At 64.1% G+C, this 16044-nt stretch carries 18 protein-coding genes; 6 read left to right on the top strand and 12 right to left on the bottom strand.

Features of this window, described 5'->3' with window-relative positions:
* The first annotated feature begins 114 nt into the window (after positions 1-114).
* Complete coding sequence (locus BG842_RS17515) at positions 115-510, top strand: DUF302 domain-containing protein (RefSeq protein ID WP_069451779.1); 396 nt, start codon at positions 115-117, stop codon at positions 508-510.
* Between the two features lie 24 nt (positions 511-534).
* Here BG842_RS17515 and hemG read toward each other — a convergent pair whose 3' ends face one another.
* The 8 genes from hemG to BG842_RS17480 form a co-directional block, all read right to left on the bottom strand.
* A complete protein-coding gene (gene hemG / locus BG842_RS17510; RefSeq protein WP_069451778.1) occupies positions 535-1074 on the bottom strand; it encodes a menaquinone-dependent protoporphyrinogen IX dehydrogenase in 540 nt (179 codons plus the stop codon).
* A 132-nt stretch (positions 1075-1206) separates the two neighbouring features.
* A complete protein-coding gene (locus tag BG842_RS17505) occupies positions 1207-2583 on the bottom strand; it encodes a sulfatase-like hydrolase/transferase (protein ID WP_069451777.1) in 1377 nt (458 codons plus the stop codon).
* A gap of 171 nt (positions 2584-2754) precedes the next feature.
* On the bottom strand, positions 2755-4086 hold the full coding sequence (locus BG842_RS17500) for a tryptophanase (protein ID WP_069451776.1): 1332 nt from the start codon (positions 4084-4086) through the stop codon (positions 2755-2757).
* 89 nt (positions 4087-4175) lie between these two features.
* Complete coding sequence (locus tag BG842_RS17495) at positions 4176-4736, bottom strand: DJ-1/PfpI family protein (protein WP_069451775.1); 561 nt, start codon at positions 4734-4736, stop codon at positions 4176-4178.
* A gap of 102 nt (positions 4737-4838) precedes the next feature.
* On the bottom strand, positions 4839-5063 hold the full coding sequence (locus BG842_RS17490) for a hypothetical protein (protein WP_007980562.1): 225 nt from the start codon (positions 5061-5063) through the stop codon (positions 4839-4841).
* A 66-nt stretch (positions 5064-5129) separates the two neighbouring features.
* The gene (locus BG842_RS30060; RefSeq protein ID WP_007980560.1) at positions 5130-5270 is read right to left on the bottom strand and encodes a hypothetical protein; all 141 of its coding nucleotides are present in this window, start codon (positions 5268-5270) and stop codon (positions 5130-5132) included.
* 326 nt (positions 5271-5596) lie between these two features.
* A complete protein-coding gene (locus BG842_RS17485; protein WP_069451774.1) occupies positions 5597-6832 on the bottom strand; it encodes an ABC transporter permease in 1236 nt (411 codons plus the stop codon).
* A 12-nt stretch (positions 6833-6844) separates the two neighbouring features.
* The gene (locus BG842_RS17480; protein ID WP_069451773.1) at positions 6845-7594 is read right to left on the bottom strand and encodes an ABC transporter ATP-binding protein; all 750 of its coding nucleotides are present in this window, start codon (positions 7592-7594) and stop codon (positions 6845-6847) included.
* 218 nt (positions 7595-7812) lie between these two features.
* On the opposite strand from BG842_RS17480, the gene BG842_RS17475 reads away from it, so the two are divergent.
* Positions 7813-8262 (top strand): pyridoxamine 5'-phosphate oxidase family protein, encoded by a 450-nt coding sequence (locus BG842_RS17475; RefSeq protein WP_069451772.1) that lies wholly within the window; start codon positions 7813-7815, stop codon positions 8260-8262.
* Positions 8263-8345: 83 nt separating this feature from the next.
* Positions 8346-9575, top strand: a complete 1230-nt coding sequence (locus BG842_RS17470) for a Zn-dependent hydrolase (protein WP_069451771.1) — start codon at positions 8346-8348, stop codon at positions 9573-9575.
* A gap of 73 nt (positions 9576-9648) precedes the next feature.
* On the opposite strand, the gene BG842_RS17465 is transcribed toward BG842_RS17470, so the two are convergent.
* Positions 9649-10350 (bottom strand): DUF502 domain-containing protein, encoded by a 702-nt coding sequence (locus BG842_RS17465; protein WP_069451770.1) that lies wholly within the window; start codon positions 10348-10350, stop codon positions 9649-9651.
* Between the two features lie 115 nt (positions 10351-10465).
* On the opposite strand from BG842_RS17465, the gene BG842_RS17460 reads away from it, so the two are divergent.
* A complete protein-coding gene (locus BG842_RS17460; protein WP_069451769.1) occupies positions 10466-11137 on the top strand; it encodes a helix-turn-helix domain-containing protein in 672 nt (223 codons plus the stop codon).
* A 40-nt stretch (positions 11138-11177) separates the two neighbouring features.
* Here BG842_RS17460 and BG842_RS17455 read toward each other — a convergent pair whose 3' ends face one another.
* Genes BG842_RS17455 through BG842_RS17445 form a run of 3 tightly spaced genes read right to left on the bottom strand, consistent with a single transcriptional unit; the run spans position 11178 to position 14997 of the window.
* Positions 11178-12311 (bottom strand): AI-2E family transporter, encoded by a 1134-nt coding sequence (locus tag BG842_RS17455; RefSeq protein WP_069451768.1) that lies wholly within the window; start codon positions 12309-12311, stop codon positions 11178-11180.
* A gap of 1 nt (position 12312) precedes the next feature.
* The gene (locus BG842_RS17450; RefSeq protein ID WP_254663275.1) at positions 12313-14034 is read right to left on the bottom strand and encodes a SulP family inorganic anion transporter; all 1722 of its coding nucleotides are present in this window, start codon (positions 14032-14034) and stop codon (positions 12313-12315) included.
* A 3-nt stretch (positions 14035-14037) separates the two neighbouring features.
* The gene (locus BG842_RS17445) at positions 14038-14997 is read right to left on the bottom strand and encodes a PrsW family intramembrane metalloprotease (RefSeq protein ID WP_069451766.1); all 960 of its coding nucleotides are present in this window, start codon (positions 14995-14997) and stop codon (positions 14038-14040) included.
* A 105-nt stretch (positions 14998-15102) separates the two neighbouring features.
* Here BG842_RS17445 and BG842_RS30055 point away from each other — a divergent pair, with 105 nt between their 5' ends.
* Positions 15103-15249, top strand: coding sequence for a hypothetical protein (locus tag BG842_RS30055; protein WP_175424096.1), 147 nt, complete (start codon positions 15103-15105; stop codon positions 15247-15249).
* Positions 15250-15412: 163 nt separating this feature from the next.
* The coding region (locus BG842_RS17440; protein ID WP_139136171.1) for an MFS transporter at positions 15413-16044 on the top strand (632 nt) is incomplete at its 3' end.

Raw genomic sequence — 16044 nt, 5'->3', positions numbered from 1 at the left:
GATGACGGTCGTACCAGTAAGTAGGTGCCGTAGGCACTTGTATTGTTTGCCAGCCACAATACAGACTGGCCGAAACCTCAACCATTAACATCCTTCGCGGCGAACCGTCGGCCGATGACCTACTACGACAAACGGCACGTGGAAGGCGAATTCGATGCGGTCGTGGAGCGAACGACCGAGGCGCTCGGCGACGAAGGATTCGGCGTCCTCTCCGACATCGACGTGAGCGAGGCGTTCGCCAAAAAGCTCGACATCGAGGACTACCCGAACTACCGGATTCTCGGGGCCTGTAACCCGCCGCTCGCAAAACAGGGACTCGACGCGGAGGAGGACCTCGGCGTCCTGCTCCCCTGCAACGTCGCCGTCTACGAAACCGACGAGGGCGTCGTCGTCAGCATGGTGGACCCCGAGGCGATGCTCTCGGTCGTGGATAACGCCGAGATGGACGACATCGCGGACGAGGTGCAAGCGCGCTTCGACCGAGTGTTGGAATCGCTCGGCGAGGAGTAACTCGCTCTCACTCCGCGGAGTAACTCACTCGAGCGACCCGGCAAAGTCGGCCGTGAACCCCTCGACTTCGTTCCAGTCGGTGTACTCGTAATCCCGAGAAGTGTCCGCATCACCGCTGGTCCGCTTTGCTATCTGTTTCATCACGAACCGCTTGAGCGTCCCGTACTGGCTGTATTTGAGCGCGCCGGGAACGACGGCCGTCTCGTCCGGGTTCCACCCGGTTTCGGCGAGAAATTCGGCAACGTACTCGCGGGCCTGCTCCCACCCCTCCTCGGACCCCCCGGCGGCGGAGAGGCTCACCGAGAAGAATGCGGACTGAAGCCGATTCAACTCGTCGGCGTGTTTTTTGACGTACCTCGTCACGTACTTCTGGTGTTTACCCATGTGTACCGACGCGCCGACGACAACGGCGTCGTAGTCCATCATGTCGAACGCTTCCGGTCGATGTCTGATATGGACGACGGCCGGGTCGTGGCCCGCCGTTTCGAGCACCTCGGCGACCCGTTCGGCCACCGTCGCGGCCTGCCCCTCGGTCGAACCGTAGAGCACGAGCACCTGCGCCATCAGTTTCCGTCCCTGTTCGAATACGTACGTTCGTCACTCGAAATGGATTGCACTGTCTGTCCCCCGCACGTCCGTTCGACGGCATCGCCTAAAACGGTACTCCGAGGCGGTATCCGAGGGGGTCGAAAGTAGTTATTGATAACCCAGCGCTTTCAACCGGTCCGTGACGGCGGACGGCGGCGCTTCACCCTCGTTCTCGTCGGTTTCGACGCCCGAAGACGCCATCGCGTCGATTCGCTTCTCCACCGCTTCGTGGAGGTAGTCGGGAACGTCGATGTCGTCGTCAGCGCTGTCGAGCAGGTTTTCGGTTTCCGCCGGGTCGGCGGTTCGGTCGTATAGTTCACGCGCTTCCGATTCGGTGTGATAGATGTACGACCACTCGCGCGTTCTGGCGCTGACGAGGAGTTCCCCGTCGTCCAATCGTCGCGGAATCGGTTGGTAGGTGACGCTCGGCCCGCGCACCGCGACGGACGTGACGGGCGACGGGTCGGGAGTCCCGTCGAGCAGGCTCTCGCCGTCGAACTCGTGTTCGACGCCCATCGCGTCACAAATCGTCGGCGGTATCGCGTCGAGGCCGACGGCCCGTTCGACGGTTTCCGCGTCCCCGTCGGGATGCGAGACGACGAATGGGACGTGCGTCAACTCCTCGTAGAGTTTCGGGTAATGCGCGAGGTGACCGTGTTCCATGAACTCCTCGCCGTGGTCGCCCGCGAAGAGGAGACAGGCGTCGTCCCGGAATCCCTTCTCGGACAGCGCGGAGATGACGCGGCCGACGCTCTCGTCCACCTGCCGAATCGCGGCGCGGTAGAGCGACCGGAGGTTGTCGAGCGTGTCGCTCCCGACTTCCTTGCCGAGACCCGCCTGGGCGTGCGCCCTGAGCATCTTCAGCGTCCCGACGTTGGCACCCGTCTCGTCGCGGACGAACTTGGGCGCGGGGACGTAGGGCGTGTGAACGTCCATGTAGTGCACCCACAGGAAGAAGGGTGGCTCCGCCCGCTCGATGAAGTCGATGGCGTGTTCCTCCACATCCTTCATTCGGGAGACGTTCCGCGCGCCGCCGTCGCGGCCGAGGAGGCGGCGGAACGGCGACGCCGCGACCTGTAGCCACGCTTGAACGGTCGGATGGGCGGTGAGATACTTGCTGTAGAACGCGTCGTTCGTGCTCGACGTGAACGTCTCGAACGTCTCGAATCCGCGGTCGTACCCCCAGTGGTGGGTCAAGAATCCGTTCGCGCCGTTGAATCCCGCCGTGGTGATTCCGGCGTCGCGGAGCGTTTCGGCGAGCGTCGGACGGTCTGGCAGACCGATGTCCCGCGAGTCGGTGAAGACGTGTCCCCCGCCGAGAATCGACGGGAAGGAAAACGGCGTCCAGTTGCCGTGCGCGAAGGCGTTCTCGAAGGACGTTCCGTGCGTTGCGAGGTCGGCAATCGTGCCGTCGTCGGGCAGTGCGTCCGCTCGGAGCGAATCGACGGTGAACAGGACCGTTATCGGTGTGTCGTTCGTGCTCATTCTGTCGAGGGGGTTGCTGGTTCGCTAGTTGAGAGTTCGCCACGGAGCTAAAATACCTTGCTAGAGCGTAGCCCGGAGGGGCATATAGCACTCAATAGTTCTCGGTAGCTGTTTCGTTGACACGACGAACGGTCGAAAGGTTCGAAAGCGGCAAAAAGCGTCGTCTCGCCGCTACTCGACGGGTTCGAGTTTCGCGCTGAAGTGGCGAAGCTCCTCCATCGGCGGTTCCCAGACGATTTCGAGGCCGGACAGTTCGTCGCGGCGTTCACCGACCTTCTCGAAGGTTTCCGCGATGTGCTCCAGATGCTCGCGGAAGTACGTGCGGCGGGGCAGACAGAGCCGAACGAGTTGCGGGCGGTCCTCGCCGGGGAACGCGAACTCACCGAGTTCGACGGCGCGGACGCCGCCCTCGCGGTAGAGTTCGCCGACTAGCACTTGGCCCGGGAACTGCTCGCGGGGGATGTTCGGCAGGAACTCCTCGGCCTTCACGTACACCGCGTGGCCGCCGGTCGGCGCGTAAATCGGGACGTCGGCGTCGAGGAGGAGGTCGCCCAGTTCCGCAACTTGTTCGACGCGGGATTCGATGTAGGGTTGCGTGACCGCCTCGCGGAGGCCGACCGCCATGGCCTCCAAGTCGCGCCCGGAGAGGCCGCCGTAGGTCGAAAAGCCCTCGTAGAGGATACCGCGCTGTTTGGCGTGTTCGAACAGTTCGTCGTCGCGCACGCCGACGAAGCCGCCGATGTTGGAGAGCGCGTCCTTCTTCCCGCTCATGACGATGGCGTCGGCGTAGGAGAGTTCCTTGCGGGCGATGGCGGCGACGCTCGACCCTTCGAACTCCGCCTCGCGCTGTTGTACGAAGTAGGCGTTCTCGGCGAATCGGCAGGCGTCGATGACGAACGTGGCGTCGATTTCGTCGGCCACCTCGCGCGCGTCGCGGAGGTTCTGAACGCTCACGGGTTGGCCCGCCATCGAGTTGTTCGTGATGGTGACGACGAGCGCGGGGATGTTCTCGGCACCAACCTCGTCCGCCAGTTCGCGGACCTTCTCGGGGTCGAGGTTGCCCTGGAACGGGTCGTCCGGTGCGACATCGACGGGGCAATCGACGGGTTGTCCGCCGTTGTTGACGACGTGTGCCCGCGTCGTGTCGAAGTGGGTGTTGTTCGGAACGTAGTCGCCCTCGGAGACGAGGACGCCGTAGAGGACGTTCTCCGCACCCCGACCCTGATGGGCGGGAACGATGTTCTTGAAGCCCATCACGTCGGCGACGCTCTCCTGCAGACGTTTGAAACTGTCACTGCCCGCGTAGGCTTCGTCGCCGCGCATCATCGCGGCCCACTGTTCGTCACTCATCGTGCCCGTCCCACTGTCGGTCAGCAGGTCGATGAACACGTCCTCGGAGTCGAGATTGAAGACGTTGTAACCGGCTTCTTCGATGTTGGCTTCGCGCTCGTCGCGGTCGGGGAGGTGAATCGGTTCGACGACTTTGGCCCGGTAGGCTCGCATAGTCAGAATGGGGACGGTCGAGGACTTAACCCTGCTGTGAAAGCATCGGTGGAAAACGAGCGTTTCCGGGGGTCAGCGACCGAATTTGCTCATCGTCCGTACGGGTAGTCCATCTGTGTCTCGATGGTTTCCCGAGTCCCCGAATCAGTCATCTCTTCGACCAATTCCAACCCGAGGTCGATGCCCGACGTGACTCCACCCGCGGTCGCGACATCACCATCTCGGACGACCCGCTTCTCGACGACGGTATCACAATATTCTCCGAGCAGGTCGTAGGCGTCGGGGTGCGTCGTCGCGCGCTTTCCCGAGAGGAACCCCGCCGCCCCGAGCAACAGCGACCCGGTGCAGACCGATACGACCAGTTCGGAATCCGCGGTGGAGAGCCACGAGACGAACGCGTCGTCCTCGGCCAACTCGCGGGCGACGAACCCGCCGGGAACGACCAGCATATCGTAGCCAGCGAGGGGTTCGTCCACCACGTCGGGAACGATTTCGAGGCCCGCGTTCGCGGTCACGCGCTCCGTTCGAGCACAGACGTCCCACGATACGTCGTCGCGGAACCCCATCGTATCGAGTCGAGTGAGCGGGTCGTAGACGCCAACGAAGTCCAGTGCGGTCATGCCGTCGTACGCGACGAACGCGATGTGCATGGAGGAAGATGGGTAGGGAGGAATATCGTCTTTGTGCGTCCTGAAAATCAGAGAATAGCCCGGACGAAAGACGGACGGTGTGAGTTGAACAGTCGTTTCCGTTCAGTACGTCTCGAATCGGTCGAGTAGGCGAGGAAGACCCACGGCAGCACCAACCGCACCCGCAACGAGGGATAGCAGAGCCAGAATCGTCACCAGCGTCTCGGGTCGCCCTTCGAGACGCGGTTTGATGACGAGCGTGAGAACGACACCGAGAACGAGCAAGCACTCGTGGTTCTGTTCGAGCGAGTCGCGGAAGTCCCGAGGAGAGTCTGTATCGTTCGTCATGGTGGAAACCGGTCGACTGACCGGAGGTCCCAACTGACGAACCCAAACAAATGGGTAGGTGTGGGCTTAGTGCCCGAGCGCCCGAAGCGCAACGGCCAACGCCGTGATTATTTTCACGACGCGCCAGATGATCTGGGTGACCAAATCAACCAGTTCGAGTCGTCGCCTTCGGCCGTCTTTGTCGTCGTTGGGTTTTGATGAGGTCATCGAGTGACCTCATTTATCGAAGAGCACTGCGGCTACTTAATCCCCATCGGTTTTTAATCATCGATGATGATTACGGCGGAAGGTTTTCATACGTCGTCACCGTAAATACGAATGGGTTTTGATGAGGTCACCTCGCGGGGAACGTCCCCCGCGAGTCTTCATCGCAAAAATTTTCGGTAGAAGCATCTCCGTCGTGAGAATGGTGCTCGAACGCTGACGAACGGATGACGAGATTCGGGACCGAGCGTCGTGTCAGAACTGACAGGGACGTACTACGGGAACCATTTCCACGTTTCCGGCGACGGCCACCCGTACGCGTTCGGAATTCACTCGTAACGAAGCGCGTCGATGGGGTCCACCCGCGCCGCATTCCACGCCGGGTAGAGACCCGTCACCACGCCGACGAGGAGGCCGACGCCGATGGCGACGGGGACCACCTCGTACGCGAAGACGAGCGGAAGCCCGACGTACTGGGTGGCGGCGTATCCGCCGAGGGCACCGAGCGCGACGCCGAAGACGGATCCGATGACGCCGAGCAGGACCGCCTGCATCAAAAACACCTGAAGCACGTCGCGGTTCTGCGCGCCGACGGCTTTCATGATACCGATTTCGCGGGTGCGCTCGGTCACGCTCACCAGCATGATGTTGGCGATGCCGATGGCCGCGACGACGAGCGAGATGACCGCGATGCTCGTGATGAACGTCGTCAGCGTCGTGAGCACGTCCTTCACGCGATTCACGAGGTCCCGGTCGGTTCGCACCCGGATGGCGTACTCGTCAGGCGTGAGTCGTGCCGCGTCGGAGTTCGAACGGAGGTAGGCTTTCACCGCCCGCTTGCTCTCCGGAATCGTCCCGTGGTTTTCTGCAACGACCGTGACCAGCGGATAGACGCGCTGGGTGGTCCCTTGCGTCGGACTCTCGACTGTCGAACCGTAGAACGGGTTCGTCGGGACGTACACCTGCGGGAGCGACCCGCCGCTGTCGAACTGGCCGTTTCCGCTCGACCGCTTGAGAACTCCGGCGACGCGTGCTGTTTCGGTGCCCCCGTCCGCCGTTCGAATACCGATGCGGTCGCCGACCGAGAGTCGGTCGTCGAACAGGCGGGCCGCCGCCGGGTTCAGGACGACCTCGCGTTTTCCCTGCTCGAACGACTCGCCGCGGGCGAACGTCCGGGTTCGAAACTGGTCGGGCGTGGTGGCGACGATGCCGTTCTGGCTCACCGTCTGCTCGCCGTGAGTGAGTGCGATGACGGGGAGCACGCCGCGCGGGACGACGGTCGCCACGCCGTCGATACCGCGGAGTCGGGCGATGTCGTGTGCGGTGAACACCGGTTGCGCACCAAACCCGGGTTGGCCGCCGGGGGGACCGGCCCAGACGTACATGTTCGGCGCGTGGCCGCCGGTGAACTCCCGGAGGATATCGACGCGGAGGCTGGTGCCGAGGGTCACGAGCGTGATGACGGCGGCGACGCCGATGACGACGCCGACCGTCGACAGCGACGAGCGAACGCGGTGGCTCCGAATCGCCCTGAGACTCATCCGAAGCGTTTCGCTGAACTCCACGGCTCACCTCCGCTATCGCCGTCCTTCGACCCGGCGCTGTGAGTCGATTTTCTCGATGCGCTCGACGGTTCCGTCCAAGATGTGAACCACCCGCTCGGCGTGTTCCGCGATGTGGCGCTCGTGGGTCACCATCAGCACGGTGTTGCCCTCGTCGTTGAGTTCCTCGAACAGCCCCATGATCTGGTCGCCGGTCTCGCTGTCGAGATTTCCGGTCGGTTCGTCGGCGAGGATGATAGCGGGGTCGTTCGCCAGCGCGCGGGCGATGGCCACGCGCTGGCGTTGGCCGCCCGAGAGTTCGTTCGGTCGGTGCTCCTCCCGACCGCGGAGGCCGACGCGATAGAGGAGATCGTCGGCGCGCTCCCGTCGGTCGGCACGCGAAATCCCCTGAAAGACGAGCGGGAGCGCGACGTTCTCGCGGGCGGTCAGGCGCGGCATCAGGTTGAAGGTCTGGAAGACGAAGCCGATCTCCTGTCCGCGAACGGTCGTTCGCTCCGTATTGGACAGGTCGGTGACGTCACGTCCGTTGATGTGAATCGTCCCTTCGGTCGGCGTGTCGAGACAGCCGATGAGGTTGAGCAGGGTGCTCTTTCCCGACCCACTCGGACCCATCACCGCCGTGTACGACCCCCGTGGAATCGACAGGTTCACCCCGTCGAGCGCGTGAACCGGTTCGCCGAGGAAGTACGTTTTGCGAACGTCGGTCAGTGTCACCGCGTCTCTCGGCCCCTCGTCGGAACCCGTCGCCGAGTGGCTTGCTGCCATAGGAAGCGTTAGCATCCCGACAGTCTAAACCCTACTCCATACCACGAACGGCGGAGAACGGAAAAATAACGCCGGTCCGGGGTTACACTCACGGGTCCCGATTCGGAACGGGGTCAATCGGGGCAAAAGCGGACGGCCGGAGCAAGCGGTCGGTCGAGGCGAAAGCGGACAGAGCGTATTCGGTCATCGGGGGCGACTATCTCCTCGGTGTATTTTCCATGACCGAACTCTCCGGCGTCTGGTCGAAGGACGAAATCGTCGCGTTCTTCGACCGGACGACCGTTCCGCTTCGACTCGCCTGCAACACGCCATCGGGACGCCTCTGGATGGTGTCGCTGTGGTACGTCTTCGAGGACGACAACCTGTGCTGTGCCACCGGCGCGAGCGCCGATATCGTCGGCCTGCTCCGGAACGATTCGACCGTCGCGTTCGAAATATCGACGAACGACCCGCCGTACAGCGGGGTGCGCGGCAACGGCACCGCGAGCGTGGAACCGGACCCCGAAAAGGACCTCCTCCGGGAGTTGCTGCGTCGGTATCTCGGCGGGACCGACTCCCGACTCGCCCGGCGACTGTTGTCCGACGACCGGACTGAGGTGACCATCCGAATCGAACCGGACCGCCTCCACAGCTGGGATTTCACACGGCGGATGGCGGACGCGTCGTAGAATGGCGCGCGTAGATTCGGGGATTGCGGCAGGCCGTACCGACCACCCCCACCTTCTTCCCTCCCGTCGCCGACAGCGAACCCATGGAGATAGACGGGGAGCGATTGCGGACCGATATCGAGACGACCGGTGAGTTCGGCGCGCTGGAAGACGAAGAGCACGGTCGAACCGTCCTCACGGGGACGGAAGCGAACAGACGGGCACGCGAGTACTTCGTGGAGCGACTGGAAGACGCCGGATTGGACGTTCGCGTGGATGCGGTCGGCAACATCGCGGGACGGTGGACGCCCGAGAGCGCGGACCCCGACGCGGCCGCGGTCGCCGCCGGGAGCCACCTCGATTCGGTCCCGGAGGGCGGCATCTTCGACGGGCCGCTCGGGGTCTACTCCGCGCTGGAAGCGGTTCGGGCGATGCAGGACGCCGGAGTCGAGCCGACCCGACCGGTCGAAGTCGTCTCGTTCACTGAGGAGGAGGGCCAGCGGTTCGCAAGCGGCCTGCTCGGGTCCTCCGTCGCGGTTGGGAAGCGGTCGGTGGCGGACGCGCTCGCGCTGACGGACGGCCGAACGACCTTGGCGGACGCGCTCGAATCCATGGGATTCCGAGGCGAGGGACGACTCGACGCGAGCGAGTGGGATTCGTGGCTGGAACTGCACGTCGAGCAGAGCAGACGCCTCGAACGGGCCGACGTTCCGGTCGGCCTCGTCACGACGATTACGGGAATCACGCACTGCGACGTGACGGTTCGCGGCGAAGCGAACCACGCGGGAGCCACGCCGATGGACGAGCGGACCGACGCGCTGGCCGCGGCGAGCGAGTTCGTTCGGGACGTGGAACGGGGAGCCACCGAAATCGGCGAGACGACGGTCGGTACCGTCGGCAAACTCGACGTGCGGCCGAACGCGACGAACGTCGTCCCCGGCACGGTCGAGATGAGCGTCGATATCCGCGACGTGAGCTACGACGCGATGAACGAACTCGTCTCGCGGGCGGAGGAGTCGCTGTCGCGGCTCGAAGCCGAACGAGGCGTCGAGACGACCTTTTCGCGGGGGTTCGACCTCCAGCCGACCGAGATGAGCGAGCGCTGTCGGCGAGCAGTAGCCGAGGCGGGCGAAAACACGGGTATCGAGACGCTCGACCTGCACTCGGGCGCGGCCCACGACACGATGTACGTCGCGGGGGTGACCGACGCCGCGATGCTGTTCGCGCCGTCCCGCGACGGAATATCGCACAATCCCGGCGAGTGGACGGCGTGGGAGGACTGTGCGACGGCGACGCGGGCGCTCGCCGGAGGACTCGCGTCGCTGGCGCACTGAGTGGGGCGAGGCGGGACCGAAACGGAGCAGGAATCAGGGACGAGGACAGAAAGGATGGGCGCGGGAGAGCGACTCAGTTCTGATATCGAAGCACGTCTTGGCCGGTCAGCCTTCGGAGTTGGTCCTCGCTGAGACCGCCGGTGTCGGAGTCCATCTCGTCGAGACCGACGCCGCTGGTGACGATGGCGCGGAACGCCACTTCGAGCGGAACGTCGATGTCCACGAGGTCGTCCGACGGAACGTTGACCACGAAACCGCCCATAACCGGGTTCGGGGCCATCGGGAGGAAGACGGTCGTCATGTCCATCTCGCCGACCGCGTTCGTGACCTCCTCGGGCGTCTCCGCCGTCACGAACGCGAACGTGTAGGTGTCGTCGGTCGGGAATTCGAGTAGCTTCACGTCGCGGAAGTGATCCTCGTCGCTCTCTATCATCGCGTCGCCCATCCGACGGAAGCTCCGATAGATGGTTCCGAACCCGGGAATTTGACTGATGGCGTAGTCGAAGTTGTCGATGGCGCGCTCGCCGAACGGGGAGTGGGCGACGAACCCGACCAGCAGAACCAGTAGGAGAACGCTCCCGGTAGCGATGCCGCCGAGGACGAGCACCGAATCGACGGGAACGAACGAGAGGAGCGGCAACAGCATATTTCTGACGAATTTGAGCAAGACGACGACGACGTACAACGTGATGAGGAGGGGAACGACGACGGTGACGCCCGTGAGCGTCGTCTCGCGGAGCTTCCCTACGACCGACAGATCGTCCGTGGAATCCATCGTTCAGCACACGAGAGCGGGAGATAAAGAGCGTACCGGCCGCATACGCAAGCAATCGAACTGCTTGCATAGGCCGCCAGCAGAGTAATCCATTGGAAGCCCCTAGCCTCACCCCATGAGTACTATCGCCGTCGTGCGGGTGCCCGCTTCGGAGTTCGCACTGGAGGCGACGCTCGAAAGGGTCCCGGGAGTTTCCTTCGAAGTCGAGCGCGTCGTCGCGCCCGAATCGGAGCGGGTGATGCCGTACATCTGGGCGACGGCCGACCCGGAGCAGTTCGACGCCCTCCAAGCCGCGCTCGAAGACGACCCGACCACGGACGACGTGGAACTGCTCGTCGATTTGGACGACGAGTGGCTGTTCCGCATGACCTGGATAGGGAAGACCCAGTTTGTCATCCACGTTCTCGTTGACGAAAGCGGAACGATCATCGACGCGACGGGAACGGACGACGAGTGGCAGCTCCGAATCCTGTTCCCCTCCCGCGACGCGCTCGGGGCGACGTACGAATACTGCGAGGAGCACGGCATTCCGCTCACAATCGAACAGATATACCAACTCGACCAGTCGCCCCAGCGCGGGAAGTACGGACTCACCGAGGAGCAGTACGAGACGCTCATCACAGCGTTGGAGAGGGGTTATTACGACATCCCGCGCGACATCTCGGGGACGGAACTGGCCGCGGACCTCGGCATCTCGCACCAAGCGCTGTCCGAACGGCTCCGGCGCGCGTACGCGAACCTGCTCTCAAACGCGCTCGTCGTCGGGGAGAACGAACTGGGCGAGTAGACGTCTCGTCGTCATCCGAGACGCATTCCTCTTCCGACCGTCATTCCGAGCGGCCGTCCGTCGGAGTCGGTTCGGCGTCGGAGGGGGCGTCGTCGGTTTCGACCGGGTTCCGGCCGAGCAGTCCGGGGAACACGACCCAGAGGAACTGCACCGTGACGACCATCATGAACGGCCCGAGGAAGATGCCGTACCAGCCGAACACCGGCGGACCGAGCAGGTAGGCGAACATGATGAGGCCGGTGGGAAACAGCCGACCGGAGAGGATCGGACGAATGTAGGTTCGGACGGCGTTATCGAACGCTATCTCCATGATAGCGAGGAACAGGACCGGAAACCACAGCAAAACGGGGTCGGTCCGAAGCGCGACGATGGCGAGGTAGAACACCACCACGAAGTAGACGATGGACCGACCGACGAGCGGGACGATGGTGGCGAGTCCCGTCGCGATGGCCACAAGCATCGTCTGTGGAATCGCCATGCCCGGCGGCGCGACGAGGTTCAGCAGGGTGTAGATGACGGCGGAGAGGATGATGATGACGAAGATGGTCAGCGTGTAGCCGAAGAAGACGGAGTTCAGCCCGTGGTCCACCGCGTGGAGGTACTCGCCCGTCCGCGTTTCTTCGTCCGCGACGGTCCGCCGGAACCAATCCGCGATTTTCCCCTCGTCGCGGACGAGGAAAAAGACGAAGATGAGCGTGAGAAACAGATTGTACGATTGGGTCGCGAACGCCCCGACGAGACCGCGAAACTGGAAGAGAAACGAGCGGATGGAGGGGTTTCGAAGCAGCCTCGTGACCGAATCGTACAATCGCCCGGGCGTCGTCGGAATCGCTCGGAAATCGAAGCCGGGGAAGAGCACCCGAACGAGGCGCTCGACGTCGGCGACGCGAACCGTCGAGAGTTGCCCGAACGCGATGACCGCGACGGTACCCAGAAGCGCGATGAACGGGAGGACGATGACCGCCAGCGTGACCGACGCCGCGATGCCGGGCGGGAGCCCGAAGCCCACCAACCGTCTGGCGATGGGACGGGCGACGTAGTAGAGGAAGACGCCGAACACCAGCCAGCCCAGATAGCTGTCGAGCGAGGTGACGAGGACGAGGATTAGAGCGGTCGCGAACAGCCACCAGCCGAGTTCAGCGGCGTCGGGGGGGTCATCGGTTCTGAGTTTCATCTCATCGTTCCTCCTTCCACTCCTCGATGACGGTCACGACGCGTTCGTTGAGGGGCATGTCGTCGAACGGCCCCGCCGCGTCGGCGGCGGTGAGAACGTCCCGGACCGCGCCGTCCGCCTCGGCCAGTCGAAAGTCGATGCCGCGTTCGTCGAGGTCCTCTGCCAGCGAGGCGAGCATGTCCGCGGCGGTCAGGTCGATGGTCGGCGAGGAACGCATGTCGAAGACGACGAGGGAGACGGGCGTCTCGCGGTCGTTCACGGCGTCGATGACCTCGGCGCGGATGGTCGGCGCGTTGGCGAAGAACAGCTCGGCGTCGACGCGGTAGACGAGCACGCCGGGGACGCGCTCGTTTTCGGGGTGGCGCGATAGGTCGCCGAACTCGTCGGACCCCGGAACCCGACCTAACGTGGCCGTGTTGGGGTACGTCGCACGTCCCACGACGACGAGGAGCGAGACGAACACGCCGATGAACACGCCCGCGAGCATCCCGAAGATGAGAACGCCGAGAAAGGCGGACGCCGCCGTCACGAGCTCCAGCGTGTCGAGTCGGTAGATGCGGCGGAGTTCGGGCACGTCGACGAGGCCCGCGACAGCGACGATGACCACCGCCGCCAACACCGTTTCGGGGAGCGTCGTGAACAGGTCGGTGAAAAAGACGAGGACGAGCGCGAGGACGACGGCGGAGACGCCGCTCACGAGTTGCGTTTCGCCCCCGATTTCGTCGTTGAGGGCGCTTCTGGACATGCTGCCGCCGACCACGAAGCCGTGACCGAGACCCGCCGCGATGTTCGTGAGGCCGTCGGCGAGCAGTTCCTGGTCGGCATCGACTCGCTGGTCGTGTCGCCGGGCGAACGTCTCGACGGCACCCATTCCCTCGACGTAGGAGAGCAAGAAGAGCGCGAACGCGACCGGAACGAGGTCCGGAAGCATTCCGGTCGGCGGCGTCGGCAGCGAAATCGGGGGCAGTCCGCTCGGAATCCGCCCGACGACCGTGACCCCGCGCCGCTGGAGGTCGGTCACGGCGACCAGTCCGGTGGCGAGAAGCACGACGATGAGGGCGGTCGGAACGCGCTTCGCGTAGCGTTCGCCGAGGGCGAGCAGAACAAGCGCACCCAATCCGATACCGAGCGTCGGGAGGTTGGTCGCGCCGAGGTGGGTCACGACGAAGCCGACGCGTTCGAAGAAGGTGCCGCTGGCACCCGAAATTCCGACCAGTTTGTCGAGTTGCGTGGCGGTGATGTACAGCGCCGCGCCCGCCGAAAAACCGGTCAGAACGGACTCGGAGATGAAGTTCACGACGAATCCGAGCCGGAACAGCCACGCGATAACCGAGATGACTCCGACGAGCACCGTCGTCGCCCCAATGAGCGTCGCGTATTCGGTCGGCGACCCGCCCACGGCCACGGATCCGACGCCCGTCGCGACCAGCACGGCGAGTGCGGAGGTGGGGCCGTAGATGACCTGCCGGGAGGTGCCGACGAACACGTAGACGACGAGGGCAAGCAATCCCGCGTACAGACCGGTTTCGGGCGGGAGTCCGGCCAGCGACGCGTAGGCCATCCCCTCGGGCAGGACCGCGGCGGCGACGGTGATGCCCGCGAGAACGTCGGCAGGGAGCCACGACCGGTCGTATCGGGGGAGCCAGTCCGCGATGGGAAGAACGGTTTCGACGGGACCGTTTCGACCATCGTCCGTGGGGTCCAATTCCATTCGGTCACTCACCGATTACGACGGGGTTCGCTCCGGGTGCTCCGTCGCCTCCCGATACTTGTGCCGATAGGCCGCTATCTTCCGGTAGAGTAGCGCGAGGAAGAACCCGTCGTACACGACGACGAAGGCGATGAACGCCAACCCGGAGAGCGGCAGATACGTCACCAGCGCGTCGTAAGTCGCGTGGATGAGAACGGCGATGAGGAGGCCCTTCACCATGATGGGACCGCGGTTTTCTGGGTTCATCTTCGCCAATCCGAGATAGTAACCCGCGAACGAGGCGTAGATGACGTGCCCCGGTCCGACGAACGACCGCTGTGCGGCGGTGCCGACGGCGATGCTGGCGAGCCTCGACATCGGGAGGCGTCCCGCCGTGAACAGCGCGTTCGTGATGTACGTGAAGTTCTCGATGGTGGCGAAGCCGAGTCCGGCGAACGCGCCGAACACCGCGCCGTCGATGGCCGCACCGAGGTACGGCGTCCGATAGGCGTACAGTCGGGAGGCGAGCCATTTCGAGGTCTCCTCGACCGGCCCGACGACGACGTAGAAGAAGGCGACCGTTCCGACGACCGGGATCAGTTGGAAAACGGGTTGTAAGGTCGTGTTTAGCAGGGCGGCGAACCCGGCGAACAGCACGCCCAGAAGGAATGTCACCGCCAGCGGCGCGAGGGGTTCGCGCTGCACGTCGTCGCCGTACCAGATGAGCGCGGCGAGCACGAACGCCGGGATGACCGACAGGAACGTCAACACGCCAAGCGCCGGTTGCAGGAAGAGGATGAACCCGGTCGCGGCGAGTTGCGCGACGAACAGCAACACCGCGAGCGCGACGAACACCCGCCGCCAGTTGTCCGTGAGGCCGCGGTAGATGGCCACCGCCGCCCGGTCGGTTCGCGTGCGTTCCTCCCACGTCGTCACGTCGTAGAGGTCCTCCTCCCCAAGCGATATCTCTATCACGTCGTCCTCGCTCCCACCCATACACCGTACACGTGACGGTTCGTCATAACGATTGGTGGCGAAACGGGTCCGCACGGACGAACGAGCCCACCAGTTTTATTCTCGCGCTCGTCGTCCCACGTTGCCATGGCACTCCTCTCGATCGAAGAAACCGACGTGCCGACGCAACCGTCCGAAACCGGACGGGAGGGCGTGAAGATGGTCGCGCTTTGGATACTGCTCGTCGTCGTGTTTTTCATCCTCACGAGAGGGAGACGCGGGCGTCGACGGTAGGCCCCACGCCCGTTTCGACGGGACAGAACTTTAGCCGCTCCGAACGTCTTCACGCTTCGACAGCGAGGACCGGGACGGGAACGAAACGGACTCGCGGTCGGGGGGACGATGAGCGACGATAGTTCGGATTCGAAGAGGGCACCGAATCGAGGAGGGACGTTCCGTGGCTGAGACTGACGACGCCGTCTCGGTCTGGCAACCGCTTCGGGAACCAGTCTTCCGAGCGATGTGGACGGCGGCGCTCGTGTCGAACGTCGGGACGTGGATGCAGAATGTCGGAGCGGCGTGGCTTATGACCTCGCTCACCACCTCGGCCCTGTTCGTCGCGCTGGTGCAGACGGCGACGACGCTCCCCGTCGTTGTCGTCTCCCTTCCAGCGGGTGCCATCGGCGACATCGTGGACAGACGCTGGCTCCTGCTTTCGATACAGGTATGGATGCTCGTCACCGCCGGACTCCTCGGCGTGCTGACCGCGACTGGGCAAACGACGCCGTGGATACTGTTGCTCCTCACGTTCTCGCTCGGGTTTGGGACGGCGTTCATGAACCCGACGTGGCAGGCGATTCAACCCGAGTTGGTGTCGCGGGACGAACTCCCGGCCGCGATTTCGCTCGGTGCCGTCGGCTTCAACATCGCCAGAGCGGTCGGGCCAGCGGTCGGCGGCCTCATCCTCGCAGCGACCGGAGCGGCCACGGTATTCCTGCTCAACGCGCTCTCGTTCCTCGCCGTGCTCGTCGTCGTGTATCGGTGGCGTCGTGAGCCGTCACCCTCCGAACTGCCGCCCGAGCGGGTTTC

Origin of the sequence: Haladaptatus sp. W1, assembly GCF_001723155.1 — an archaeon.
GTDB classification, from domain to species: Archaea; Halobacteriota; Halobacteria; order Halobacteriales; family Haladaptataceae; genus Haladaptatus; species Haladaptatus paucihalophilus.
The sequence above is the reverse complement of the archived record's forward strand: the minus strand, read 5'-3'. Positions and strand labels throughout refer to the sequence as shown.

What these genes read in the sequence shown, in the direction of transcription:
- BG842_RS30055 (WP_175424096.1), top strand. Translation starts at nt 15,103, where the DNA reads ATGGCACTCCTCTCGATCGAAGAAACCGACGTGCCGACGCAACCGTCC.
- BG842_RS17465 (WP_069451770.1), bottom strand. Translation starts at nt 10,350, where the DNA reads ATGGATTCCACGGACGATCTGTCGGTCGTAGGGAAGCTCCGCGAGACG.
- BG842_RS17445 (WP_069451766.1), bottom strand. Translation starts at nt 14,997, where the DNA reads ATGGGTGGGAGCGAGGACGACGTGATAGAGATATCGCTTGGGGAGGAG.
- BG842_RS17515 (WP_069451779.1), top strand. Translation starts at nt 115, where the DNA reads ATGACCTACTACGACAAACGGCACGTGGAAGGCGAATTCGATGCGGTC.
- BG842_RS17490 (WP_007980562.1), bottom strand. Translation starts at nt 5,063, where the DNA reads ATGACGAACGATACAGACTCTCCTCGGGACTTCCGCGACTCGCTCGAA.
- BG842_RS17500 (WP_069451776.1), bottom strand. Translation starts at nt 4,086, where the DNA reads ATGCGAGCCTACCGGGCCAAAGTCGTCGAACCGATTCACCTCCCCGAC.
- BG842_RS30060 (WP_007980560.1), bottom strand. Translation starts at nt 5,270, where the DNA reads ATGACCTCATCAAAACCCAACGACGACAAAGACGGCCGAAGGCGACGA.
- hemG (WP_069451778.1), bottom strand. Translation starts at nt 1,074, where the DNA reads ATGGCGCAGGTGCTCGTGCTCTACGGTTCGACCGAGGGGCAGGCCGCG.
- BG842_RS17480 (WP_069451773.1), bottom strand. Translation starts at nt 7,594, where the DNA reads ATGGCAGCAAGCCACTCGGCGACGGGTTCCGACGAGGGGCCGAGAGAC.
- BG842_RS17460 (WP_069451769.1), top strand. Translation starts at nt 10,466, where the DNA reads ATGAGTACTATCGCCGTCGTGCGGGTGCCCGCTTCGGAGTTCGCACTG.
- BG842_RS17475 (WP_069451772.1), top strand. Translation starts at nt 7,813, where the DNA reads ATGACCGAACTCTCCGGCGTCTGGTCGAAGGACGAAATCGTCGCGTTC.
- BG842_RS17455 (WP_069451768.1), bottom strand. Translation starts at nt 12,311, where the DNA reads ATGAAACTCAGAACCGATGACCCCCCCGACGCCGCTGAACTCGGCTGG.
- BG842_RS17505 (WP_069451777.1), bottom strand. Translation starts at nt 2,583, where the DNA reads ATGAGCACGAACGACACACCGATAACGGTCCTGTTCACCGTCGATTCG.
- BG842_RS17470 (WP_069451771.1), top strand. Translation starts at nt 8,346, where the DNA reads ATGGAGATAGACGGGGAGCGATTGCGGACCGATATCGAGACGACCGGT.
- BG842_RS17495 (WP_069451775.1), bottom strand. Translation starts at nt 4,736, where the DNA reads ATGCACATCGCGTTCGTCGCGTACGACGGCATGACCGCACTGGACTTC.